Raw genomic sequence first — 23047 nt, forward strand, 5'->3', positions numbered from 1 at the left:
CACGGCGACAACATGGGTAAGAATGGCCGAATGCTCGTGGTTGGGGTGGACCTGTCAGGCGCCGAGCTGTATAGGGCGCCACTTCCCCATGGCGCCGATCCGGCACCACTGAGCTACGACCTGGGATTCATCGCTGAACAGCCGTTGGATGCCCGCCGCGGCCCGGACGGCGAGCTGACGTTGTGGTTCCTCGCTCGGCCGGTGAGCGGCGAGCGACGCCCGCCCGAGCGACCACCCGGCCGGGACCCGAGCCTGATGGTCGTCGCGCCCGAGCAGACGACCACCCGGCAGCGGGTCGCGGCGTACGCGGTGGTGCTGTCCGATCGTGGCCTGCTGGCCACCCAGTACTCCGACAGGACCGCGGTCGAGGGCCGCTGGGGCATGCCCGGTGGCGGCATCGACGTCGGCGAGGAGCCTGCGGACACGGTGGTACGCGAGGTGCACGAGGAGACCGCGCAGACCGTCGAGCTCGGCGATCTGGTGGCGGTGCAGACCTCGCACTGGGTCGGCCGGAACCCCGAGGGCCAGGTCGAGGACTTCCATGCCGTCCGGCTGATCTATCGCGGGACCTGTCCGGAGCCGGGCGACCCGGTGGTGCTCGATGTCGGCGGCACCACCGCCGACGCGCGCTGGATCCCGCTCGCCGAGCGGCGCTCGATCACTTGGACTGCCAACTGGCGCGACGCCCTGGACCAGCTCCTGCCCTAGTCATGAGTCCGTTCGCGACGACGACATGCGTTCACCGGCTACGTCGTCACTCTTCGCGAAGCCTGGAGAAACGTCGGCTTCACTCATCGCTCCTCCGCACACCGGGCACGTCGTCTTCCCGCTCACGTCCTTAGCCGATGTCGGCGAGCAGGTCCTGCCTGGTCAACACGCCGATGGGCTTGCCGTCGTCCAACACCAGCAGCGCATCAGCGTCGACCAGCAGTTCCACGGCCTTGCTCACCGGCTCGCTGGCGCCGAGCACCGGCAGCGGCGCCTCCATGGCCGACTCCACGGCGTCGGCCGGCCGAGCTGAGCGGTTGAACAGCACCCCGAGCAGTCCGCGTTCGCTGACCGAGCCGACCACCTCGGCGGCCATCACCGGTGGCTCGGCCCGGACCACCGGCATCTGCGAGACGCCGTACTCGCGCAAGATCCCCACGGCCTCGGCGATCGTCTCGCCGGGGTGGGTGTGCACCAGGGACGGCAGCTGACCGGACTTCTCCCGCAACACTTCGCCCGCGGTCCGGCCCTCGGTGCCCGAGACACCGAAGCCGTAGCGGGTCAGCCACTCATCGCTGAACACCTTGGTCAGGTAGCCACGGCCGGAGTCGGGGAGCAGCACCACGACCACGGCCTCGGGATCGTCCAACTCCTCGGCCAGCCGCAGCGCGGCGACCACGGCCATGCCTGAGGAGCCGCCGACCAGCAGCGCTTCCTCGCGAGCCAGTCGCCGGGTCATCGCGAAGGAGTCGGCGTCGGAGACCTCGATGACCCGATCGCAGACGTCGCGATCGTAGTTGGCCGGCCAGAAGTCCTCTCCCACACCTTCGACCAGGTACGGCCGCCCGTCACCGCCGGAGTAGACCGAACCCGCCGGATCGGCGCCGATCACCTGGACTTTGCCGTCGGAGACGTCTTTGAGATAGCGACCAGTGCCGCTGATCGTGCCGCCGGTGCCGATGCCGGCGACGAAGTGGGTGATCTTGCCCTCGGTCTGCCGCCAGATCTCCGGTCCGGTGGACTCGTAGTGGCTGGCCGGATTGTTCGGGTTGGAGTACTGGTCGGGCTTCCACGCGCCCTCGATCTCGCGTACCAGCCGGTCTGAGACCGAGTAGTAGGAGTCCGGGTGATCGGGCTCGACCGCGGTCGGGCAGACCACCACTCGAGCCCCGTACGCCGCCAGCACGTTCCGCTTGTCCTCGCTCACCTTGTCGGGGCAGACGAAGACGCAGTGGTAGCCCTTGGCCTGGGCCACGATCGCGAGCCCCACACCGGTGTTGCCGCTGGTCGGCTCGACGATGGTGCCGCCGGGCTTGAGCTTGCCCTCCCGCTCGGCCGCCTCGATCATCTTGACCGCGATCCGGTCCTTCACCGAGCCACCAGGGTTGAGGTACTCCACCTTCGCCAGCACCAGCGGCTTGGCATCCCCGCTCACCCGAGTGAGCTGCAGCAACGGGGTGTTGCCGACCAGATCGATCAACGACGTCACGTACTCCACGGTGGTGAGCCTATCCGGGTCAGCCGTCCCCACCACCGAGCCCGGTTTCCGGTTACCTGTCCCCGCCACGCGTGGACCAATAGCCGGAAGTTTCGCCAGCCCGGGCCGTGGCCGAATTTCCGGTTACCTGTCCCCGCCCACCGTGGACCAGTAACCAGGAATTTGGCCTGGGGCCCACGGGCAGGCCCCGATCCGCGGCGGGCGCAGACAACGCAACTGGGAGACAACGACGAGACCGCCCGCCCCGGAGTGGGACGAGCGGTCTCGGTGGTGGATCGAAACGGCGATCAGATCAGGCGATGGACCCGATCAAAGCCGTACGAGGTCAGCGGCGCAGGTAGGACAGCAGGCGCAGGATCTCGACGTAGAGCCAGACCATGGTGACGGTGAGGCCGAAGGCGCCACGCCAGGACTCGCTGGCCGGGGCACCCATCGCCACGCCCTTCTCGATGTAGTCGAAGTCGAGCACCAGGTTCAGCACCGCAAGCACGCAGCCCAGAATCGAGAAGCCGACGGCCAGCAGGCTGACCGGGCCGGTGCCGCCGTCGCGGAGACCGAGGTTGAAGCCGAGCAGCGAGGCGATGAAGTTGATCAGCATGGCCACCGCGAACGCGATCGTGGCGATGATGACGACCTTCTGGAACTTCGGGGTGACCTTGATGTTGAAGAATCGGTACGCCGCCAGAGTCACGCCGGCTGCTGCGAAGGTGCCGATCACGGCCTGCATCACGATGCCGGGATAGATCTGGTTGAAGATGTTGCTGAACATGCCGATGAACACGCCCTCGATCGCCGCGTAGACGAAGACCAGGGGCGGCGAGATGTTCCGGCGGAACGAGACCAGCAACACGACGCCGAAGCCGACCAGACCAGAAAGGATCAGGGCGGGCATGTAGAGCGACGGCGGGACGAACATCCACGCCAGAGCGGCGGAGATGACCAGCACACCCATCACGACGGCCGTCTTGGTGATGACGTCGTCGAAGGTCATCCGCGGTTCGGCACTGACCGGCGGCTGCCCGTACGGCGCGTAGCCCGGCTGCTGGGCGTACGGATCCGTCTGGGCATAGGGGTTCTGGCCGTACTGCTGCTGACCGTACTGGGGTGCTGCGGGTGTGAACGCGTCCTGTTTGGAGAGGATCGGGTTCGAACTGCGCAACATGGAAAGTCCTCCTGGGTGTGTGGCACCGCGGTGGTGCCGACCTCAGTCTACGTAACGCGTATTGTCAGACGTCTGTTCCAATACTGCGAATCGGTCAAGAATCGGGATCGGTTTCAGGGTTGTCCCTGGCTCGACCCGCACCAGAACGACGCAGCAGCGCGATCTGCAGCCCGCCGAGACCGACCGCGGCTTGCGCGGAACAGCGGCACGTCTCGCGCCCGCGGGCCAAAGACGATCGCGGATCAGACCGAAGACCCATACGTCTCGCGCCCGCGGGCCAAGGACGATCGCGAATCAGACGGAAGACTCCAGGAGTGGGCGAGTGTCGGTCCCGTCGCCTACGCTCGCCAGCTGTGACCACTGGGACGACCGCCGCCACCGATCTGGCCGTGCTGCGCCGGCGCACCCTCGCGCTGTTGGCGACCGGTCAGATCCTCGGCGGTCTGGGGATCGGAGCTGCGTTCAGCGTCGGGGCGCTGGCTGCCAACAAGCTTGCCGGTGCGAGCTGGTCGGGGATGGCTGCGACCATGAGCACCCTCGGTGCCGCGCTGTTGGCTGTGCCACTCGCCCGACTCGCCGATCGTGGCGGTCGTCGGATCTCCCTGGCCGCCGCTGCGTTGGTCGCTGCCGGCGGGGTGGCGCTGTGTGTGCTGGGGATGGTCCTGAGCTCGGTCGTGGTGCTCTTCGTCGGACTGGCCGGTGCCGGCGCCTCGACCGCCGCCAGCTTGCAGTCGAGGTTCGCGGCGACCGACCTCGCCGCACCGCAGACCCGCGGTCGAGATCTGTCGCTGGTGGTCTGGTCGACCACGGTCGGTGCGGTGATCGGGCCCAACCTCGCCGAGCCTGGCGAGGTCGTCGGCCGGGCCCTCGGTCTGCCGCAGTTCGCCGGCGTGTTCGTGTTCGCGATCGTCGCTCAGCTCGCGGCGGCATTGGCGTACGCGCTGTTCCTCCGACCGGATCCGCTGGTCCTCAGCCGGCAGCTGGAACTGAGCCTGGCGGCGACGACGCAAGCCAGCGCCGACCAGAGTGCTGACCAGCCGGTCAGCGGGCAGCCGGCGAAGGACCAGGGCGACCTCGGCCTGGTCCGGTTGGCGATTCTGGCCACGGCGCTCAGCCACGCGACGATGGTGGCGCTGATGGCGATGACCCCGGTGCACCTGGTGCACGGCGGGGCCACGCTGTCGCTCGTCGGTTTGACGCTCAGTCTGCACATCGCCGGCATGTTCGGTCTGTCCCCGGTCTTCGGCATCCTGTCCGACCGACTCGGCCGAATCCCGACCATCCTGCTCGGCCAGGCCATGCTGGTGGCCGCTGCCCTGGTGACCGCGCTCGGCGCCCAGACGCACGGCCTCGTGATGATCGGTCTCACCCTGCTCGGCCTCGGTTGGAGTGCCTCCACCGTCGCCGGCTCGGCTTTGCTCAGCGACGCGGCGCCACCTGCTCAGCGAGTCCGGTTGCAGGGCCGCAGCGACATGCTGATGAGCCTGGCCGGTGCCGCGGGCGGAGCGTTGTCCGGGCCGATGCTCGCCCTGGTCGGCTATCCCGGGCTGGCCTGGGGACTGCTGCTGCCGATCGCCGTCGTGGTGGCAGCCGCCATGCTCAGCCGCCCTTCTCGACGATGGTCGGGGCGGACCACCTAGGTTGGACGCATGGGCAGAACCGATCGGGCCAGCCTCCTGATCCACGTCGACCGGACCGACGTGTTCGCGGCCCTGACGACCCGGGAGGCGCTGCTCAGCTGGTTGCCTCCGCAGGGGATGCATGGCCGGTTCGAGCGGTTCGACCTGCGCCAGGGTGGCTCCTACCGTCTCGTGCTGACGTACGACGATCCCTCCGACGCGCCCGGCAAGACCTCGGCTGATTCGGACGTCTCCGAAGCCCGCATCTCCCGACTCGTCCCGGGTGAACAGCTCGTCCAGCAGATCGACTTCGAGTCCGACGACCCGGCGTTCCAGGGAACGATGCAGCTGGAGTGGAATCTGCGCAGCGTCGAGGAGGGTACCGAGGTCGAGATCGTGGCGCGCCAGGTTCCCGACGGGATCCGTGCCCGGGACCACGCCCAGGGGATCACTTCGTCGTTGGCGAACCTGGCCGGCTACCTCGAGCCCTGACGTATCCCCGGCTCAGCTCCCCCGGCTCAGCTCAAGCGGCCAGATGGAACGTGGTGGCGAAACGATCGAGGAGGTCTTCGCGCCCGCTCAGCACCTCGATCGCGCCGGTGGCGATCGCCCGATCCGCACTGAGCTCGCCGGAGATGAGTCGGCGGATACCCGGACCTGCGGCGAAGGCGAGGTCGACCGGCACGTGATCCCGGGTCACCGCGAGAGTGGGGCCGTCCACGTGGATGAGCAGCTCGGTGGCACTGAGGCGTGCTGCGTACGCCGTCGCCGGAAGGGTCGCGGCCACCTGAGGACGGAAGGCAGTACGGAGCGTCATCGTCATCGAGTCGGGCGTGATGACCTGATCCTCCCGCGGATCGCTCATCGCCTTGAAGCCCCAGGCACCGAGCGCGAGCACGACGGGCTCGAGCTCACGTCCATAGGCGGTCAACTCGTAGACGATGACCCGTGAGCGGGGTGCCCGGCGAATCACACCGGCCTCCTGCAACTCCTTGAGCCGTGCGGCCAAGATGTTGCTCGGGATGCGGGGCAATCCGGCGGCGAGCTCTCCGTAACGACGCGGCCCGACGAGCAGGTCGCGGACGATGAGCATGGCCCAGCGTTCACCGACCAGCTCCAACGCCCGGGTGACGCCGCAGTACTGCCCGTAGTCGCGCGCCGCCATCGACCTCAGACCTGCCTGCCCTCAGACCTGCTCAGCGGCGAACGCCTCCGGGCCCTGCTCGGCGGCGGCCGGGTCCATCCATCCGAACTCGATGTTGTTGCCGTCGGGATCGGTGATCCCACGCTGATACATGAAGCCGAAGTCCGAGGCGGGCCGCGGCTCCGAGCCGCCCGCTGCCAGGCCGGCTGCCGCCGCCGCGTCAACCGCCCCGCGGCTGTCGACGAAGACCGAGGTCGACCCGGTCGGGGAGACCGCCGGATCGCCGAGCGGCAGATCGGTGAAGGTCTGGAAGAACTCGCGGGTCAAGATCATGATCGCGCTGTGGTCCTCCTCGACGACGACACAGGCCGCGTTGTGATCGGTGAAGAGCGGGTTGATGGTGAATCCGATCGCCGTGTAGAACGCCTTCGCGCGCTCCAGATCGGTCACCGGCAGGCTGACGAACAGCATGGTCATCGGGTTCTCCCTCTTCGCGGATGCGGTCGTTGGACTACAACGGCAACACTTGCAAAAAACAAGTACAGCGTCAAGACCTCTGATCGCGATGCCGACGTGACCGATCTCCGGGACAGGACTGTCGGTCCGGTCGCACACAACAGCGAGTGAAGAGCAACCCTGGGGTCAACGAGACAGCCGGGCGACGAGGTCTTCCCAGCCGCGGGCAAGTCGGTCCTCGAACGTCTCCGCCGAATGCTCGCTGTCATCCAACGGCATGTAGAGGAGCAGCGGCACGTCCAGTGCGGCGTTGAACTGCATCGCGAGGATGTCGAGATCTGCCGCGTCGATCCCCGCCTGTTCCAGCAGTGTCCGGATGTGCTGTTGCGTCATCGTGGTCGGCGGGCCGAAGGGAACCGGTGTGCGCCCATCGAACGCGGCACGGGCGATCTCACGGTTCTCCGCGAGGAACCGTAGGCGCGCGCGCCCGAAGGCGATGAGTCGGTCCAGCGGCTCGGCGCCGGGGCCGAGTGGCGGCGGGCCGGAGAGCACGCGCTTCTGGAAGGCTCGCTCGCCATCGCCCAGCAGCGCCATGAAGATGCCCGATCGCGTCCCGAACCGCCGGAACACGGTGCCCTTCCCGAGACCGGACCGCTCCGCAAGCGCGTCCATCGTGATCTTGTCGACCCCCACGTCGGCCAACATCGCCCGCGCGGTTTCGATCAGCACCGCCCGGTTCCGGGCAGCGTCAGCACGCTCGGCAACCACGCGCACCTCCATCCACGGTTGTAGCCCACTGGACTTTGCATCCCAGCATAACCGGGGTAATCTTCTACTTAGAAGCGGGGTAGAGTCCGTTTATAGTCGAGGAGCGAGAGTGCCCATGTCCCAGTTCGATGTTCTGCCCGATGAGCAGACGGTCGCCGCGACCGTGTCTGCACTGGAGTCGCACGGTTTTACCGTGGAGGTCGTGGACGATCTGACGGCCGCACGGAAGGCCGCGCTGGCCCAGATCCCGCACGGCGCCAGAGTCTGGAAGAACACCTCGATCACCCTCGACGAGACGGGCATCTCGGCCGAGGTCGATGCCCCGGACGGGCCGTACGAGTCGGTCCGCCTCCAGATGACCGCGCAGAACTTCGCCACCCGCCAGATGAAAGAGATCGCCGTCGCCCCGGACTACGCGCTCGGCAGCGTGCACGCCATCACCCAGGACGGCGAGCTCCTGATCGGCTCCGCCTCCGGCAGCCAGTTCGCGACCGTGGCCTGGGGAGCCGACCACGTGGTGCTGGTCGCCGGGCTGCACAAGGTCGTGCCCGACCTGGACACCGCGCGCCGCCGCGTACGCGAGCACAGCCTGCCGTTGGAGAACGTGCGAGCGCAGGAGGCGTACGGACAGAACAGCCGCCTCAACAAGACGCTCGAGATCTACGGCGACCTGCCCGGCCGCACGCACCTCGTTCTGATCCGTCAGGTCATCGGCTACTGAGCCTCCCGGGTCGCTCCGATCGCGGCCGTCACCAACACCTGCGTACGCCCGAAACCAACGCACAGAGACAAGAAGTAAAGGAACAGGCAGTGGATATCGCGGTATGGATCGTCACCGGAATCGTCGTCCTCATTCTCGGCGGAGCCGGCGCAAGCAAGCTCGCCCGATCGAAGGAGAAGATCCTGGAGAACCCCAATATGGGATGGGCGAATGACTTCAGCCAGCCGGCGATCAAGCTGATCGGAGTCGCTGAGGTCGCCGGTTCCCTCGGGCTGGTGCTGTCGTGGGCGCTGAGCATCCTGCCGGTGCTCACCCCCATCGCCGGGTACGCCCTGGCGGCACTGATGATCGGGGCTGCCAGCGTCCACGCCCGGCGTCGTGAGTACGCCGGACTGCCCTTCGTGTTGCTGCTGGTCGCTGCCCCGCTGTTCGTCGCGATCGCCCGCACGATCGCACTCGCCTAGATCCTGGAGGTTTGACCATGGAATTCGGACGTTGAGCATCGGGGACCTCACCCGCGACCCGGTGAGCGGCGTGCTCGTCTCCGAGCACGAGCGCATCCATGCGCTCACCCGCATCGCCGTGCATGCCGAAGAGGCCGGGTTCGACGTGTTCGCGATGGGTGAGCATCACAATCCGCCCTACATCTCCAGCGCGGACTCGACACTGCTGGCCTACATCGCGGCGCGCACGAGCCGCATCACCCTGTCGACCGGCACAACCCTCATCACCACCAACGACCCGGTGAAGATCGCCGAGGACTTCGCGACGCTGCAGCACCTCGCCGACGGCCGCGTCGATCTGATGCTCGGTCGCGGCAACACCCCCGTGGTGTACCCCTGGTTCGGCTACGACTACGCCGACAGCCTCGGACTCACCTTCGAGCATTACGAGCTGCTGCGCCGACTGTGGCGCGAGGAGAACCTCGACTGGTCGGGCCGCTACCGCACCCCGCTGCAGCAGTTCACCTCGGTGCCGCGCCCCCTCGACGGCGTTCCCCCGTTCGTGTGGCACGGCTCCATCAGCAGCCCCGAGATCGCCGAGCAAGCCGCCCGATACGCCGACGGCTTCTTCATCAACAACAACTTCGCGCCGATGGAGCACTACGCCCGCTCCGTCACTCTCTACCGTGAACGGTTCGCCGCCCACGGCCACGGCCGCCCCGAGGACGGCATCGTCGGCGCCGGAGGCGGCATCTGGGTACGCCCCAACTCCCAAGACGCCCTCCACGAGTACCGCCCGTACTTCAACGCGCACCCCATCCACGCCCGATCAGGCCACTCCCTTGAACACGAGATCGCCACCACCGGCCTCACCGTCGGCAGCCCGGCCCAGGTCGTCGAGAAGGTGCTGACCTTCCCGGCCCACTTCGGACCGCTGCGCCGGGTGCTGTTCGGCTTCGATTACGGCGGCATCCCCGAAGCCAAGATCCACCAGGTCATCGACCTCGTCGGCAGCGAGGTGCTGCCCGTGCTGCGGCAGGAGATCGCCGGAGCCGCGTAAGGGAGACGCAGCTGATCACGGCCTCGCGGGATCGATCCAGCCACGATAGGCGGCAGGGTCGACATTGCTGCCGCACACGATCGTGACGACGTGCTGGCCTGCGAAGCGTTCGGGCGCTTCAAGGATCGCGGCGATGCCGAGTGCGGCCGCTGGCTCGACCACGAGGCCTGCGTGCTCCATCAGCAGTCGCATGCCTGTCACGATCGACTCTTCCCGGACCAAGACGGCATCGTCGGCCACGACGAGCAGGTCGGCCAGGACTTCCGCGATGGGGTAACGCCCTGCAACGCCGTCGGCGATCGTGCTTGTCGAGCTGGTGGTGACGACACGCTGTTGCTGCCATGAGCGGGTCAGGGCCGGCGCACCGTGCGGCTGCACGCAGACGACCTCCGTCTCGGGAGACAGCGACTTCATTGCATAGCCGACGCCGGTCGCGAGAGCGCCCCCGCCGAGAGCTATCAGAATGGAGTCGTACGACGAACTGGCGGCCGCGAGTTCCAGGCCGATGGTCGCGGCGCCCTCACAGGTCTCGATGTCGAGGCTGTCCTCAAGCAGGCGGATACCCTCTGTTCGGGCGATCTCAACAGCCCAGTCGCGCGCCGACTCGTGGTCGCCGTCCACCAACTCCAGCCTCGCTCCCAGTGCGCGAATGCGGTCGAGCTTGATCGCCGGCGCGAAGCGTGAGGCCACGACGGTGACGTCGAGACCGCGCTGGCGACCCGACCATGCCAGGGCCTGACCAAGGTTTCCTGCGCTGGCGCAGACGACGGAGCGTTCTCCTGCATCGGCCATCTGAGTCGCGACGACCTCGGTGCCCCTGCCCTTGAAGCTACGAACGGGGTTCGCTGTTTCGAGCTTCACGCTTACCTCGCATCCGAGCACTGGCGCGAGGCTCTCACACACATACAACGGTGTGTCGAGAAATGCCGGGTTGATAACCTGCCGCGCAGCCTGAACACGATCGAGGTGGAGCCTGGTCGTCGCGTTGGTCAGGGCGCACTCCTGGCTTCGTCTCGGCGGGCACCCAGGCGGTCGATGCCCTGACGTCACTCCCCGGTGGTCCGCCCACCCGCGCCAGTCGTGTGGATGCGACTCTACCCGCCCCAAGCGGGAGGTTCGAGAACTGTCACAGGTCAGGGCAAGGCACAAAGCTCGAGCTTTTCGTGCCCCCGGTGGGACTCGAACCCACACTCGGGCGGGTTTAAGCCGCCTGCCTCTGCCGGTTGGGCTACGGGGGCCCGATCGGGGCGATCCTAGACCCGTGCGGACACCCCGTGGATCCGTACGGAGCCTCCTGAGCGCGAAGTCAGAGTTGCCTCTCGTGCCGATCCATCGCGTGTGCCAGGATGCTTGGCGGGTCAGCGTGCCGCCACGCGGGCCTGCACTGCACAGGGATGAACCGCCAGCGACCAGCACAGCGTCATCCTGTTCGGCTGACTGCGGGAACCCCACCAAGCTCACCGCCGATCCCACACCAGGGGTCGCACCACTCAACGAGGAGGCACTGGCCGATGGCTGAACACGCCACAGCAACCGTCCCGACGAAGATCGCCGTGCTCGGACCTATCCCCCGAGACCACATCACCACCTACCGTGGTCAGGTCCTCAACAAGTACGGCTGCGCGCTGTACACCGCGATCGCCTTGTCAGCGCTCGTCGGCGACCAGGGCACCGTCGTGCCGATCGTCAACGTCTCCGAGCAGGACGAGGGCCCGATCCTCGAGATCCTCTCGAAGTATCCCAACCTCGACCTCACCGGCATCCGCGCCGTCGGGGATCGCGGAGACGTCGTCCGGCTCAAGTTCGTCGACCAGAACAACCGACTGGAGCGCCAGACGGGCTTCATGGCACCGATCACGCCTGCCGATGTGGAGTTCGCGCTCGATGCCGACGCGTTCGTCTGCGTGCCGATCACCGACTACGAGGTGAGCCAATCCACCCTCGAGTACATCCGTGCGAACAGTGACGGCGTCATCCTGCTGGATGGCCACGGGCCGACCACGGCGATCAACCACGGCGGCAAACGGGAGCGACGGCTGTGGATCGACATCCAAGAGTGGCTGCCCAGTCTCGACATCCTCAAGATGAACCTGGAGGAGGCCGGCTGCAGCTGGCTCCCCGGGCCGGGCGACGACCGTGAGCCCGGCGATCCGATCCCGGTGTCCGATCTCACCGACTTCGCTCGCGGGGTGCTGTCCGGAGGTCTCAAGGCGCTGTGCGTGACCCTCGACGAAGAGGGCTGCGTCGCCTTCACCCTCGACCACGACGGAGAGCTCATCGAGACGGTGGTGCCCAGGTTGCCCATCGATCGGGTGATCGACACGACGGGCTGCGGCGACTCCTTTGCCGCCGGGATGGCGTTCGGCTATCTCCTCGACGGCGACATCGTGACGGCCTGCCGCTACGGCAATGCGATCGGGGCGCAGCGGGCCAGCGCAACCAAGCTGGACGGCTACAGCGACCGGGAGACCACGGCAGCGCAGATCCAGGCGGCGTTCGGCGCATGAGCGAGACGATCAGCCCCATCTCGGTCAACCCTGGGGCCGCCGGCCAGATCCCCGCGGCGATGGCTGCGCTGCCGGCCGAGTGGACCGTGCACCAAACCCAGTTCGAGCCGGAGCTCGCGAACGTGTACGAGACCCAGTTCACCGTGGGGAACGGACGGTTCGCCGCCCGTGGCTCGCTGGAGGAACGCCATCACGGCGACATTCCCGGGAGCTTCGTTGCCGGCGTGTACGACGCGCACGACTCGATCGTGATCGACCTGGTCAACCTCCCCGACTGGCTCGACACCGCGGTCATCGCCGCGGGCACCCAGCTCACCGTGGACAGTTGCACGGTGGTCTCACACCAGCGGGCGCTCGACCTGGCGCACGGTGTGCTGTGGCGCTCGACCGTGTTCGAGGACCGCGCCGGGAACCAGACGCGGGTCGACAGTGTGCGTACGGCGTCGATGCACGACCGCGACATCGCGCTGCTCCGGCTCGAAGTGACCCCGCTCAACCACGCCGGCGACGTCCAGTTGATCACCGGCATCGACGGGGATCGGACGAACATGGAAGCGCTCCCGGTCTATCCGAAGGGGCGGGTCTTCACCACCGAGGAACGCAACGCGAAGTGGGCACGCAGCCGGCACCTGCGTACGGTCGCCACCGAGGAGACCGAGGGCGGCGAGCTGGTGCTGACCACGCACACCATCGGGTCCGACGTGGACATTGCTTTCGCTGTGTCGGCATCGCTCACGCCGGCGGCCTCGGCCGAGTCGACCGTGCACGCGGCGGACTCGATCCGCCGTACGCTCACCGTCTCTCTGGCAGAGGGTCAGACCGCACGGCTGGACAAGGTGGTGGCCGTGCGGACCAGTCGCGACGTCGACGCCGTTGCCGGCGAGGATCTCGCGGCTCGTGCCGCAGCGCTCGCCCAGGACGCGGCGGCGCGCGGGGTGGACACCCTGCTGGCCGAGAGCGCGGACGTCTGGGCAGATCTCTGGGAGGCATCCGATGCCGAGGTGCATGGGGACGACCAGCTGAGCCTGGCGGTGCGGTTCGGCATCTACCACCTGCTCATCACCGCGAACCCGGACGATCCCACCGTGAACATCGGCGCCAAGTCGCTCAGCGGCGAGGGCTATCGCGGCCACGTGTTCTGGGACACCGAGGCGGTGATGCTGCCGTTCTATCTGCTCACGAACCCGCACACGGCACGTGCCCTGCTCGGCTACCGGCATCACACGCTGCCCGGCGCCCGCCGGAACTCGGCCGCGAACGGCACGCTCGGCGCACGATATGCCTGGGAGGCGGCGGCGACCGGAGACGAAGAGTGCCCGATCCTGACCGCGGACGGCAAGGACCGGTTCTGGACCCGTGACGAGGAGGTGCACGTCACCGCCGATGTGCCGTTCGCCATCCACCGCTATGTGGAGGCCACGCAAGACGTCGACTACCTCTTCGGCGAGGCGGCCGAAGTGCTCTTCGACACCGCACGGTTCTGGGTGTCCTTCATCCAGACCGATGAGGACGGCAGCGCGCATATGCGCAGCGTCATGGGGCCGGACGAGTTCCACTCCCACGTCGACGACAACGCCTTCACCAACTTCATCGTCCGCTGGCATCTGAACTATGCCGCGTCGGTCTTCGACCAGATGAGCGAGCAGGCACCGGAGCAGTTGGCGGCTGTCGTCGAGACGCTCGGACTGGACGCCGGTGAGCCTGCGCAGTGGCGCTCGACCGCCGATCGGCTGGTGCAGGGGTCGGCGAACGAGAACGGCGTGATCGAGCAGTTCGCCGGCTACTTCGAGCGCGACGACGTACCGGTCACGGAGTGGGACGAGAACAACATGCCCCGCTATCCCGAGGGCTATCACCACTTCAACTGCGAGACCACGCAACTGCTCAAGCAGCCCGACGTGCTGCAGGCCGTGCTGATGTTCCCGGACGCCTTCAGCCCGGAGGTGAAGCGGGCGAACTTCGACTACTACGAGCCGCGGACGCTGCACAAGAGCTCGCTGAGCCCGTCGGTGCACGCCACCGTCGGACTCAACGTGGGCGATCACACCCGTGCGCTGCAGTACTTCACTCGTTCTGCTCTCGTCGACCTGGCCGACAACCAGGGCAACACGCACGAGGGCATGCACATCGCCTCGGCCGCCGGCACCTGGTCGACGCTGGTGAACGGCTTCGGCGGACTGCAGGTCGAGAACGGCGAGCTGGTGCTGCACCGGCCGTGGATCCCCGACGAATGGGAGGGCCTCAGCTATCGGATCAACTGGCGCGGGCTCCGGTTGCGGGTACGTGCCACGCATGCCGAGGTGCGGTTGTCGGTGGACGGTCCCGCCGGTGAGGAACTCGATATCACCGTCGATGGCACTCCCCTCCGGCTCGCCACCGGGACCGAGACCGTGCTGGAGCTCGACGCCGTCGAATGACCTGCCGGAGTTTTGTTCCGTGGTCCCCTTCTGAGGTGCACCACGGAACAAAACCGGCGGATACCCAGGAGGATGGTGTTCGAGGAGCCAGTCAGCGTTGCGCTGTGGACCAGCGTTCCTGCGGCATCCCGGCGGACGCACAGGAAAGCCGTTGATCGCTGACGGATGTCGATGCGACGATCCGCGAATGATCGACTTCGACGGCTTTCCGCGGCTGACCACCGACCGGCTGGTCCTTCGCGAACCTGTGACAACCGACGCTGCCGACATCCTGGTGTTCCGGAGCGATCCGGTGGCACAGCGGTACAACTCCGCACCCCTCCGAGATCTGGACGAGAGCCGGGGTCTGATCGAGGAGATCCGGGACGTCTACGCAAACCGGGCCGGCGTTATCTGGGCAGTGACGCTCACTGAGACCGGTCGGGTCATCGGGATCTTCGGCTTTGACGGCTGGGACACCTACCATCGCCGCGCCCAGGTCGGCTACGACCTGAGCAGGGATCTGTGGGGTCGAGGGCTCGCGACGGAGGCCCTGGCCGCAATCCTGGCGTACGGATTCTCCGAGCTGGGCCTGCATCGCGTCGAGGCCCAGACCATTGCCGACAACGAGGAATCGGTACGTCTGCTGGGCCGGCTCGGCTTCCAGCGGGAAGGGACTCGACGCGACCATTCCTTCGAGGAGGACGGACTGTTCCACGACGGGGCCATCTACGGTCTCTTGGCACCCGAACGGCCGTGAACCGGCCGGAATCGGCTGGTCCTGACCACGAGAAGGAGGTTTGGCACCTCGTCAGCGCCGAATCGGGTGCCGGATCTCCTTCTCGCGGACTGGTGCAGACTCAGGCGCATGGCTCTTCGCGACTACGAGCAGTGGCTGCGTCACTACGACGATCCGGACTCGTCGCTCTCGTGGCGGCTCCGGCACGTCCAGGCGTATCTGAGAGAAGACCTGGACGGCAGAACCGGACCAGTCCGCATCGTGAGTGTCTGTGCAGGAGACGGTCGGGACATCATCGACGTCCTGGCGGCCCGCGACGACGCATCACGAGTAGAGGCTGTCTTGCTCGAGGCGCACCCTCGGATGGCGGACCGAGCCAAGGATCGCGCCGCTGCAGCCGGCCTCACCGGTGTCCGGGTCCGCGTCTGCGACGCGGCGGACACCAGCGCCTATGTGGACGCCGTGCCGGCCGACATCCTGCTTCTTGTCGGAATCTTCGGCAACATCTCCGAAACCGACATCAGCAAGACGATTGCGACGGCCCCGCAGTTCTGCGCGCCGGGGGCGACCGTGCTCTGGTCACGGGGGCGCGACGGTAGTCGCAACGACATCAACGACCGCATTCGGGCCGAGTTCGCAGAGGTCGGATTCGGCGAACTCACGTACGCCGAATCCGATCCGGTATCAGGCGCCGCGTTGGGGGCCGTCCGCTACGACGGGGCGCCCGTGCCTCTCGACCCTGGTCAACACCTGTTCACCTTCTGGCGATGAAGCCGGCGATCTTGGCGTACGGATTCAACCCGTTTGACTAGTGGCTTGTCGCTCCTATTCCTCGGGGAATCGCAGCGACAGGCCACTAGCCTGTTGACCACGTGCGAATCGCCATCGGTGAGGGGTCACATCATGAGCACTGTCTACTGCGACATCGCAGTCTCCGCCGACGGCTTCGCCGCGGGCCTCAACCAGCGAGAGGAGGCTCCGTTCGGCGACATCAACGAGTCCTGGCTGCATAGCTGGATGTTCGATACGTACGAGGAGAATGCCGCCGAGGTCGATGGGATCGTCGACTCGGGCGCGACCATCATGGGCCGCAACATGTTCGGCCCGGTCCGGGGCGAGTGGGACCGCGACTGGCGCGGATGGTGGGGCCCGAATCCGCCGTACCACAACCCGGTCTTCGTGCTCACCCACTACGCGCGCGGGCCGATCGAGATGGAGGGTGGCACCACGTTCCACTTCGTCACCGACGGCATCCAGTCCGCCTTGGCACAAGCACGCGCCGCCGCCGGTGACCGGAACATCTCGATCGCAGGCGGCGCGAGAACCGTCAATCAGTACCTTGCCGCCGGGCTCCTGGACGAGTTGCGACTCCATGTCACGCCGTGCGTCATCGGCGCCGGCGAGCGGGTGTTCGACGGCGTTCCGGCCCAAACACTCGAACGTGTGTCGGTCCGAGTCGCGTCCCTGGTCACCCACATCACCTACCGACCGGTCAGGTAGCGGTCCGAGTCTCCTTCTCGCGAAACCAGCGCCGACCGAGATCGACATCGACCGCAGGCGCTGCCCCAGCGGGTGCCTCCAAGTAGACCTTCTGAGTGTGCAGGGCGTGCGCGCCGGCCACCCGGTCCAGGAACAGTGACTCGTTGCAGTGGTCGATCTCGTGCTGCAACGCGCGGGCCTCGAAGGCGTCGGTCACGATGTGGCCGCCGGACATCGGATCGTCGATGCCGCCTCATCGAACGACTGATCGACAGCTACCCGAGTCTGCCCGGACCGCGACTCACCGACTCGACGCTGGCCGACCTGACGGCGCGCGAGATTGACGTGCTTCGCCTGGTGGCGAGTGGCTATTCCAACGGCGAGATCGCCGCGGACCTGGTCGTCTCCGAAGCCACCGTCAAGACCCGCGTCAACCGGCTGCTGCGCAAGCTCGAGCTGACCACCAGGGTGCAGCTGATCGTCGCTGCCTACGAATGCGGGCCGATCCGGCGCGGGGCGACGTCCCCTCGCGGCTAATGAGCGGCGGCCAACGGCCCCGCCTTGTGGATGATATGTACCTGTCATCTACTAGTATGTACTCATGGCCGTGAAGCGCACCACCATCGAACTCGATGTGACCCTCGCCGCGCAGGCTGTCGACGTGACCGGCAGCACCCTGCGCGCCACGGTTGAGCAGGGTCTGCGGCTCCTGATCGCCCAGAGCCGCCTCGAGGAGCAGCATCGACTCGACCTCTTCAACCGACACCTCGCCGGCGCCGGCGAGAGCGTCGACCTCGAGGTCCTGCTGTCGGGCGAAGCATGGCGCTGAACCTCTGGATCATCGACAAGAGCGCCCACGTACGCCTCATCGGCGGATCGCCACTGCCAGCCGGGATCAGCCCTGCCCGGCTGGCGATCTGCGAGATGGGTCTGCTGGAGTGGCTCTATTCCGCGCGGTCCGCCCTCGACTACGACACCCAGCACACCGAACTACGCGAGATGTTCCACATCGTCGAAGCGCCCGCCAACATCTTCGACCGCGTGCTTCAGCTACAAGCCGACCTCGCACACCATCGCAGCATGTGGCATCGGCGAGCACTCGGCGACCTCTTCATCGCCGAGACCGCCCTCGCCCACCAGGCCGGCGTTCTCCACGCTGACAGCGATTTCGAGCTGATCCAGCAAGTTCGCCCCAATCTCCTGCTCAAGAGCCTTTGAACCATCAGGTGGCGCAAGTGTCCGGATTCGCTGCTTGACGTCAGCGAGCAGATCATCGGTCCCGAAGAATCACTGGCGGATGCCACCGCGAGAGTGCTCGCCGACTGCGGATGGAACGCCGAGCCCTACACCGCCTGATCCGCATCCAGGCACCGCCTCACCCAGACTCGGGGTGGACACCCTTTCGCTGCCAGGCACAGGTGCATCTCCTTCCTTTCGAACGCAACTAGCGGGCAGCTCCGCCTCGTACGCAGCGGGTAGCTCCTGCGAGCGCCCCGAAGCACGTCGGATGGGTCAGCGCGCCAGCAGGCCCAGGACGATGCCATCGAGGATGTCGCTCTCGCTGACGATCATCGGCCGACCCACGCGATTCGCCACTCGGTCGGCGATCAGCGAGCCGGCGGTGATGACGTCGGCACGACCGGCGGGCACCCCGAGATCGTGGATCTCCTCGGTCGTCAGCGTCGCGAGCCGGTTCGACAGTCCGGCGATCTCGGCCAGACTGAGGACCGAGCCGTGCACCTTGGATCGGTCGTAGCTAATCAGGCCCTGCTTCAACGCCGACATCGTCGTCACGGTGCCGGCGACCCCGATCCAGCTGCCAATCTGGCCCAGGAGTCCGCTCGGCCACTCGAGCTGGTCCAGCAGCCCGTCCACGTACGCGGCGGCGGACTGCCGCGCTTCGGTGGTGAGCGGGCCGACCAAGCCGAACCGTTCGGTCAGCCGGACCGAGCCGATGTTCAGCGATACTGCTCGGTCGATCCGGCCCGTCCGATCCCCCAGCACGAGCTCGGTGGAGCCACCGCCGATGTCCATCACCAGGATCGGCCCATCGCTAGCAACACGCACACCGCTGAGCGCGCCGGTGAACGACAGCCGGGCCTCCTCAGTGCCGCTGATGATCTCAGGGCGGACACCCAGGCGAGCTGCCATCCCGGCATCGAAGTCCTCGACATTCCGGGCGTCCCGGGTGGCCGAGGTCGCGACCACCCTGGTCCGCTCCGGCCTCACTCCGTACGCGCGCAGTTGCTCGCCGTAACGCTCAGCCGCGGCGAAGGTCCGCGCGAGCGCATCTGGGTGCAACTCACCGGTGGCATCGACCCCTTGCCCGAGTCTGACGATCTCCAACTCGCGGACCAGGTCGATCAGGCTCCCGTCGACCCGAGCCTCGGCGATCAGCAACCGAATGGAATTGGTGCCACAGTCGATCGCGCCCACCCGTACCGGCTCAGTGGCCACCGGCGCTCCTGTCATCCGCCGGCCCGGCAGGGGAACGGCCAGCGATCCCGGATCAGCGCCAAGGTCAGATCGCCGATGGGGTTCACCCCTGGCCCGGCAGCCAGTGCATGCCCCAGCAGCGCGTGCAGACATTTGACCCGCGCCGGCATGCCGCCGGCCGAGACCTCGGCGATCTCGGGCACTGGCCCGACGGTATCGGCGGCGATCGCCTCTCGTGCGGTGAGATAGGCGCGATGGGCCTGCGCGTACGCCACCGCGAGCTCGGGTTCGGCCGCCAGCCGCTCGGACAGCTCGGTCATCAGCCCGGATGCCTCCAGCGTCGAACAGGCAGCCACTGCTCGCGGGCAGGTGAGATAGAAGGTGGTCGGGAACGGCGTACCGTCCGCCAGCCGCGGCAGCGTTGCGACCACACCGGGATGCCCGGCCGGACAGCGGTATGCGACGCCGACCACGCCCCGCGGCCGCCGTTGCAGCTGCTCGGTCACCACGGCTTCGTCGGCGGTGGTCATCGGTTCGATCACCACGCGTGCTCAGCGACCGCCCGTCGTGGCGTCGTTGACGTCGTCCTCGGTGATCGGTTTGACGTCGGCCGGGTCCGGCTTGGGATCGGGCGCCGGTTTGTCGGCCGCCTCGACCGACCCCCACAACCGCGTGTACCAGGACTGGGGAACCTTGTCACTGGCCGGCTTCGTGCCGGTGGTCAGCTCGGAGCCCCCGCCGAGCGGTTTCCCGTCGGCATCGACCACCGTGAAGCCGATCTCGCCGGGCATCACCCAGCCGAGCCGGGTCCGGGCCTGGAGCTCGACGAAGCCCGGGTCGTTCCACCGATTGAGCTCGGTCTGCAGATCAGCGATCTTGGCCTGGCGGTCGGCGATCTCGGCCTTGGTGGTGGCGACCTCGTGCGATTGGGCGAAATAGACCCGCAGGCTGTTCGCATACGAGATCGTCAGCATCAAGATCACCACCGCGAGCGCGACCGCACGAGTGGTGAGACTGGAGCGACGGCGAGGCTTCTTCGCACCGGTGCGATTCTTGGCCTGCTTGGGCGCCTTGTTGCCAGCAGCCTGGTGACCCGTCGGAGCAGCACTCTCGGCGCGCGCCGCCGAGCCGTTGGCGGCAGCGCCTACCGGGGCCGTGGCACCGCTGGTCCGAGCCTCGGCTGTCGAACCGGCGTTGGCTTTGGTGGGCCGGCCGGTGCTGCGGGCGCGCGGCCGACCGCGCCCGGGACCGGCTCCCGGACGTGCGGTCGGCCGTGGGCCCGTCGGCATCAGGCCGTGAACCTCGGGAAGGCAGAGGCACCGGCATAGCGGGCCGCGTCGTCGAGATCCTCCTCGATCCGCAGCAACTGGTTGTACTTCGCCACCCGATCGGTCCGCGCCGGGGCACCGGACTTGATCTGACCGCAGTTGGTAGCCACGGCCAGGTCCGCGATGGTGGTGTCCTCGGTCTCGCCGGAACGGTGGCTCATCATGCAGGCGAACCCGGCCCGCTGAGCCATGGTCACCGCGTCCAGGGTCTCGGTGAGCGAGCCGATCTGGTTGACCTTGACCAGCAACGCGCTCGCGGCCTTCTCCGTGATGCCACGCTGCAGCCGGGTCACATTGGTGACGAAGAGGTCGTCGCCGACCACCTGGATCTTGTCACCGATCTTTTCGACCAGCGAGCTCCAGCCGGCCCAGTCGTCCTCGGCCAGCGGGTCCTCGATGGACACGATCGGGAAGGCGTCGATCCACTGGGTGTAGATGTCGGTCATCTCGTCGGCAGACAGCTCGCGGCCTTCGAAGAGGTAGAGGCCCTTGTCGGCGTTGAAGAACTCGGTGCTGGCCACGTCCAGGGCGAGGGCGATGTCGCGGCCAACGGTCAGGCCGGCGGCCTCGATGGCCGTGGAGATCAGTTCGAGCGCGGCCACGTTGGCCGGCAGGTTCGGTGCGAAGCCGCCCTCGTCACCGAGGCCGGTCGACAGACCTTGCTTCTTCAGCACGCCCTTGAGCGAGTGATAGACACCCGCACCCATCTCGAGTGCCTCACGGAAGGTGGCCGCACCGATCGGGGCGATCATGAACTCCTGCACGTCCACGTCGGAGTCGGCGTGGGCGCCGCCGTTGACGATGTTCATCATCGGCACCGGCAGCACGTGCGCGTTCGGCCCGCCGACATAGCGGTAGAGCGGCAGGTCGGCCGAACTGGCGGCGGCGTGCGCGACGGCGAGGGAGACGCCGAGGATCGCGTTGGCGCCGATGTTGCCCTTGTTCTCGGTGCCGTCCAGGTCGATCATCGCCTGGTCGATCAGCCGCTGCTCGCTGGCGTCATAGCCGACCAGTTCGGGGCCGAGTTGGTCGATCACGCCCAGAACGGCCTTGGTGACACCCTTGCCGCCATAGCGACCCTTGTCTCCGTCACGCAGTTCGACCGCCTCAAAGGCGCCAGTCGACGCGCCCGACGGCACTGCCGCACGCCCCTCTGAGCCGTCGTCGAGGATGACCTCGACCTCCACGGTCGGGTTACCGCGGGAATCGAGGATCTCGCGGGCGCCGATGAACTCAATACTTGCCACGTCGAACTGCCTTCCGTACCGCCCGGGTCCAACGACCCGGACCTTCAGATTGTCGACTCCACCCTAATGGCGCCGACCGGTCTAGCCCGCGAGGCTGGGCGGTGCCCGGGATAGTTCACTTCGGAGAGTTCACTCGCGCGACTTGCGACGGCTGCCCCAGGCGAAGACGGCGTTCACTCCGACGATGCCGGCCCACGCGGCGATCACGCCAAGCAGCCCCTGGTCGACACTGTTCGCGGCGATCGCGGTGATCGGCACGCCGGTGCCGAGCGAGACGATGCCGAGGACGAACCGGTGGGTGTTCCCGCGCCGCACGTCATCGCGGTCCTCGCGGGATCGGGCGTTGACCTGGCGGAGCTCGGCAGTCCGATAGGCGACCAGCTCCTCGACGCGTTCGGCGAGCCCGGCCGCGATCGCGTCCTCGTACTCCGGGCCGAGTTCGGCCCGGGCGTCGTACGCCGCCCGCACCTGGCTGGCCGTCTCGGGATCGGGTCGCCGATACGGTGGCCGAGGGGGCTGGGGGCGCGCCAACTCGGGCCTCGGCAGGTCAGGTCGCGGCTGACCATAGCCCGGTTGCGGGGGTCTGCGCTGCTGCTGAGGCGGTGGATAGGGAGCGTAGGGCGGCTCGCTCATGCGGGCCAGACTACGTCGGGCTGGGTGCGATCGCGTTGCTCTCGGCCGCCCTGACATCGGATTCGAGAGCGCGGACCGCATCGCGTACGGCCTGTTCGGCGTCGACACCGCTCACCTGGGCGCGGGCCACGAGCGCAACGATCTGCTGGCCGACTGTGGTCGCGTCGACCTCAGCTGTGGGCAGGTCGAGCGGGACCCGGTGGGACCGGGCGCGACCGATGATCTTGCTGGCTCTGCTCAACGCCGACAGTCGTTCCGGGATGCCGTCGAGTGCCGACGTACGGCCCTTCTCCTGGGCCTTGCGCCGCTCCCAGACGTCGTTCAGGTCGTGTGGGGCTTCCTCGGCAGCGAACACGTGCGGGTGCCGGGCGATCAGCTTGTCGCAGATCCCAGCGGCGACATCCTCGATGTCGAATCCGTGGCCGCCTGGGCTGTCCCCGTGCTCGCTGGCCAGCTGGGCGTGGAAGACGACCTGGAGCAACAGGTCACCCAGCTCCTCCTTGAGGTGGTGGGCCGCTGGTCCGGAACTGGCGACGGTTCCGTCCGGGAGTCCTTCGACGGCCTCGACGACCTCGCAGGTCTCTTCGACCAGATAGGGCACCAAGGACCGGTGGGTCTGCTCCCGGTCCCAGGGACACTGGGTACGCAGCGTCGCCATCACCTCGACCAGACGGTCGAACTCGGGATGGGGCTGGGGCGGCAT

27 protein-coding genes, 1 tRNA gene and 1 riboswitch are annotated in these 23047 nt (G+C 67.5%); of the genes, 14 read left to right on the forward strand and 14 right to left on the reverse strand.

Annotation, left to right across the window (positions count from 1 at the left end; all coding sequences use genetic code 11):
* Positions 1–30: 30 nt before the first annotated feature.
* A complete protein-coding gene (locus tag MLP_RS21530) occupies positions 31–708 on the forward strand; it encodes an NUDIX hydrolase (RefSeq protein ID WP_041790424.1) in 678 nt (225 codons plus the stop codon).
* A 130-nt stretch (positions 709–838) separates the two neighbouring features.
* Here the strand turns inward: MLP_RS21530 and MLP_RS21535 are convergent, their stop codons facing one another.
* Positions 839–2206, reverse strand: coding sequence for a cystathionine beta-synthase (locus MLP_RS21535; RefSeq protein WP_013865305.1), 1368 nt, complete (start codon positions 2204–2206; stop codon positions 839–841).
* 325 nt (positions 2207–2531) lie between these two features.
* Complete coding sequence (locus tag MLP_RS21540) at positions 2532–3368, reverse strand: Bax inhibitor-1/YccA family protein (RefSeq protein WP_013865306.1); 837 nt, start codon at positions 3366–3368, stop codon at positions 2532–2534.
* A gap of 353 nt (positions 3369–3721) precedes the next feature.
* Between MLP_RS21540 and MLP_RS21545 the strand changes: the two genes are divergently transcribed.
* Together MLP_RS21545 and MLP_RS21550 are read left to right on the forward strand one after the other, a co-directional pair.
* Positions 3722–5008 (forward strand): MFS transporter, encoded by a 1287-nt coding sequence (locus MLP_RS21545; protein ID WP_013865307.1) that lies wholly within the window; start codon positions 3722–3724, stop codon positions 5006–5008.
* 9 nt (positions 5009–5017) lie between these two features.
* Complete coding sequence (locus MLP_RS21550) at positions 5018–5479, forward strand: SRPBCC domain-containing protein (RefSeq protein WP_013865308.1); 462 nt, start codon at positions 5018–5020, stop codon at positions 5477–5479.
* 31 nt (positions 5480–5510) lie between these two features.
* Here MLP_RS21550 and MLP_RS21555 read toward each other — a convergent pair whose 3' ends face one another.
* From MLP_RS21555 to MLP_RS21565, 3 genes are all read right to left on the reverse strand, one after another.
* Positions 5511–6152, reverse strand: a complete 642-nt coding sequence (locus MLP_RS21555) for a winged helix-turn-helix transcriptional regulator (RefSeq protein WP_013865309.1) — start codon at positions 6150–6152, stop codon at positions 5511–5513.
* A gap of 21 nt (positions 6153–6173) precedes the next feature.
* Positions 6174–6608, reverse strand: a complete 435-nt coding sequence (locus MLP_RS21560) for a VOC family protein (RefSeq protein ID WP_013865310.1) — start codon at positions 6606–6608, stop codon at positions 6174–6176.
* 165 nt (positions 6609–6773) lie between these two features.
* The gene (locus tag MLP_RS21565; RefSeq protein WP_231851366.1) at positions 6774–7355 is read right to left on the reverse strand and encodes a TetR/AcrR family transcriptional regulator; all 582 of its coding nucleotides are present in this window, start codon (positions 7353–7355) and stop codon (positions 6774–6776) included.
* Positions 7356–7470: 115 nt separating this feature from the next.
* Here MLP_RS21565 and MLP_RS21570 point away from each other — a divergent pair, with 115 nt between their 5' ends.
* The 3 genes from MLP_RS21570 (at position 7471) to MLP_RS21580 (ending at position 9579) form a co-directional block, all read left to right on the forward strand.
* A complete protein-coding gene (locus MLP_RS21570; protein ID WP_013865312.1) occupies positions 7471–8076 on the forward strand; it encodes an LUD domain-containing protein in 606 nt (201 codons plus the stop codon).
* Positions 8077–8165: 89 nt separating this feature from the next.
* On the forward strand, positions 8166–8540 hold the full coding sequence (locus MLP_RS21575) for a DoxX family protein (protein ID WP_013865313.1): 375 nt from the start codon (positions 8166–8168) through the stop codon (positions 8538–8540).
* Positions 8541–8571: 31 nt separating this feature from the next.
* Positions 8572–9579, forward strand: coding sequence for a CE1758 family FMN-dependent luciferase-like monooxygenase (locus tag MLP_RS21580; RefSeq protein WP_013865314.1), 1008 nt, complete (start codon positions 8572–8574; stop codon positions 9577–9579).
* A 15-nt stretch (positions 9580–9594) separates the two neighbouring features.
* Here MLP_RS21580 and MLP_RS21585 read toward each other — a convergent pair whose 3' ends face one another.
* Together MLP_RS21585 and MLP_RS21590 are read right to left on the reverse strand one after the other, a co-directional pair.
* Positions 9595–10629, reverse strand: coding sequence for a threonine ammonia-lyase (locus MLP_RS21585; protein WP_013865315.1), 1035 nt, complete (start codon positions 10627–10629; stop codon positions 9595–9597).
* A riboswitch (ZMP/ZTP riboswitch) is annotated at positions 10595–10671 on the reverse strand. It overlaps the preceding gene by 35 nt.
* Positions 10672–10743: 72 nt before the next feature.
* Positions 10744–10817 (reverse strand) — tRNA-Leu (locus MLP_RS21590).
* 273 nt (positions 10818–11090) lie between these two features.
* Here MLP_RS21590 and MLP_RS21595 point away from each other — a divergent pair.
* The 5 genes from MLP_RS21595 (at position 11091) to MLP_RS21615 (ending at position 16721) form a co-directional block, all read left to right on the forward strand.
* Positions 11091–12086 carry a carbohydrate kinase family protein gene (locus tag MLP_RS21595; RefSeq protein ID WP_013865316.1) on the forward strand — a complete coding sequence of 332 codons (996 nt, stop codon included), beginning with the start codon at positions 11091–11093 and terminating at the stop codon, positions 12084–12086.
* Positions 12083–14503 (forward strand): glycoside hydrolase family 65 protein, encoded by a 2421-nt coding sequence (locus MLP_RS21600; protein WP_013865317.1) that lies wholly within the window; start codon positions 12083–12085, stop codon positions 14501–14503. The genes MLP_RS21595 and MLP_RS21600 overlap by 4 nt, the downstream gene beginning before the upstream one ends.
* Before the next feature lie 187 nt (positions 14504–14690).
* Positions 14691–15242, forward strand: a complete 552-nt coding sequence (locus tag MLP_RS21605; protein ID WP_013865318.1) for a GNAT family N-acetyltransferase — start codon at positions 14691–14693, stop codon at positions 15240–15242.
* Between the two features lie 108 nt (positions 15243–15350).
* On the forward strand, positions 15351–15992 hold the full coding sequence (locus MLP_RS21610) for a class I SAM-dependent methyltransferase family protein (protein ID WP_013865319.1): 642 nt from the start codon (positions 15351–15353) through the stop codon (positions 15990–15992).
* A gap of 132 nt (positions 15993–16124) precedes the next feature.
* Positions 16125–16721, forward strand: coding sequence for a dihydrofolate reductase family protein (locus tag MLP_RS21615; RefSeq protein WP_013865320.1), 597 nt, complete (start codon positions 16125–16127; stop codon positions 16719–16721).
* Here MLP_RS21615 and MLP_RS28165 read toward each other — a convergent pair.
* Positions 16714–16935: a peptide deformylase gene (locus MLP_RS28165; protein WP_013865321.1), complete on the reverse strand. Its 222-nt coding sequence runs from the start codon at positions 16933–16935 to the stop codon at positions 16714–16716. The genes MLP_RS21615 and MLP_RS28165 overlap by 8 nt on opposite strands.
* Here MLP_RS28165 and MLP_RS29575 point away from each other — a divergent pair.
* The 3 genes from MLP_RS29575 to MLP_RS21630 all read left to right on the forward strand — a co-directional run bounded on the left by MLP_RS29575 (position 16857) and on the right by MLP_RS21630 (position 17918).
* Positions 16857–17237 carry a response regulator transcription factor gene (locus MLP_RS29575; RefSeq protein WP_083843909.1) on the forward strand — a complete coding sequence of 127 codons (381 nt, stop codon included), beginning with the start codon at positions 16857–16859 and terminating at the stop codon, positions 17235–17237. The two genes, MLP_RS28165 and MLP_RS29575, sit on opposite strands and share 79 nt — an antisense overlap.
* 64 nt (positions 17238–17301) lie before the next feature.
* Positions 17302–17529, forward strand: a complete 228-nt coding sequence (locus tag MLP_RS21625) for a type II toxin-antitoxin system VapB family antitoxin (RefSeq protein WP_013865323.1) — start codon at positions 17302–17304, stop codon at positions 17527–17529.
* Positions 17520–17918, forward strand: a complete 399-nt coding sequence (locus MLP_RS21630) for a PIN domain-containing protein (RefSeq protein WP_013865324.1) — start codon at positions 17520–17522, stop codon at positions 17916–17918. Before MLP_RS21625 ends, MLP_RS21630 begins: the two co-directional genes overlap by 10 nt.
* Positions 17919–18212: 294 nt before the next feature.
* On the opposite strand, the gene MLP_RS21635 is transcribed toward MLP_RS21630, so the two are convergent.
* The 6 genes from MLP_RS21635 to MLP_RS21660 form a co-directional block, all read right to left on the reverse strand.
* Complete coding sequence (locus MLP_RS21635; protein WP_013865325.1) at positions 18213–19157, reverse strand: Ppx/GppA phosphatase family protein; 945 nt, start codon at positions 19155–19157, stop codon at positions 18213–18215.
* A gap of 11 nt (positions 19158–19168) precedes the next feature.
* A complete protein-coding gene (locus MLP_RS21640; protein ID WP_407938963.1) occupies positions 19169–19678 on the reverse strand; it encodes a DUF501 domain-containing protein in 510 nt (169 codons plus the stop codon).
* A 9-nt stretch (positions 19679–19687) separates the two neighbouring features.
* Positions 19688–20425 carry an FtsB family cell division protein gene (locus MLP_RS27620; RefSeq protein WP_013865327.1) on the reverse strand — a complete coding sequence of 246 codons (738 nt, stop codon included), beginning with the start codon at positions 20423–20425 and terminating at the stop codon, positions 19688–19690.
* Positions 20425–21711 (reverse strand): phosphopyruvate hydratase, encoded by a 1287-nt coding sequence (gene eno, locus MLP_RS21650; protein WP_013865328.1) that lies wholly within the window; start codon positions 21709–21711, stop codon positions 20425–20427. Before eno ends, MLP_RS27620 begins: the two co-directional genes overlap by 1 nt.
* A gap of 129 nt (positions 21712–21840) precedes the next feature.
* Positions 21841–22344 carry a hypothetical protein gene (locus MLP_RS21655; RefSeq protein WP_156821253.1) on the reverse strand — a complete coding sequence of 168 codons (504 nt, stop codon included), beginning with the start codon at positions 22342–22344 and terminating at the stop codon, positions 21841–21843.
* A gap of 10 nt (positions 22345–22354) precedes the next feature.
* Positions 22355–23047, reverse strand: coding sequence for a MazG family protein (locus MLP_RS21660; RefSeq protein ID WP_013865330.1), 693 nt, complete (start codon positions 23045–23047; stop codon positions 22355–22357).

The sequence above is a fragment of the Microlunatus phosphovorus NM-1 genome (genome assembly GCF_000270245.1).
GTDB classification, from domain to species: Bacteria; Actinomycetota; Actinomycetes; order Propionibacteriales; family Propionibacteriaceae; genus Microlunatus; species Microlunatus phosphovorus.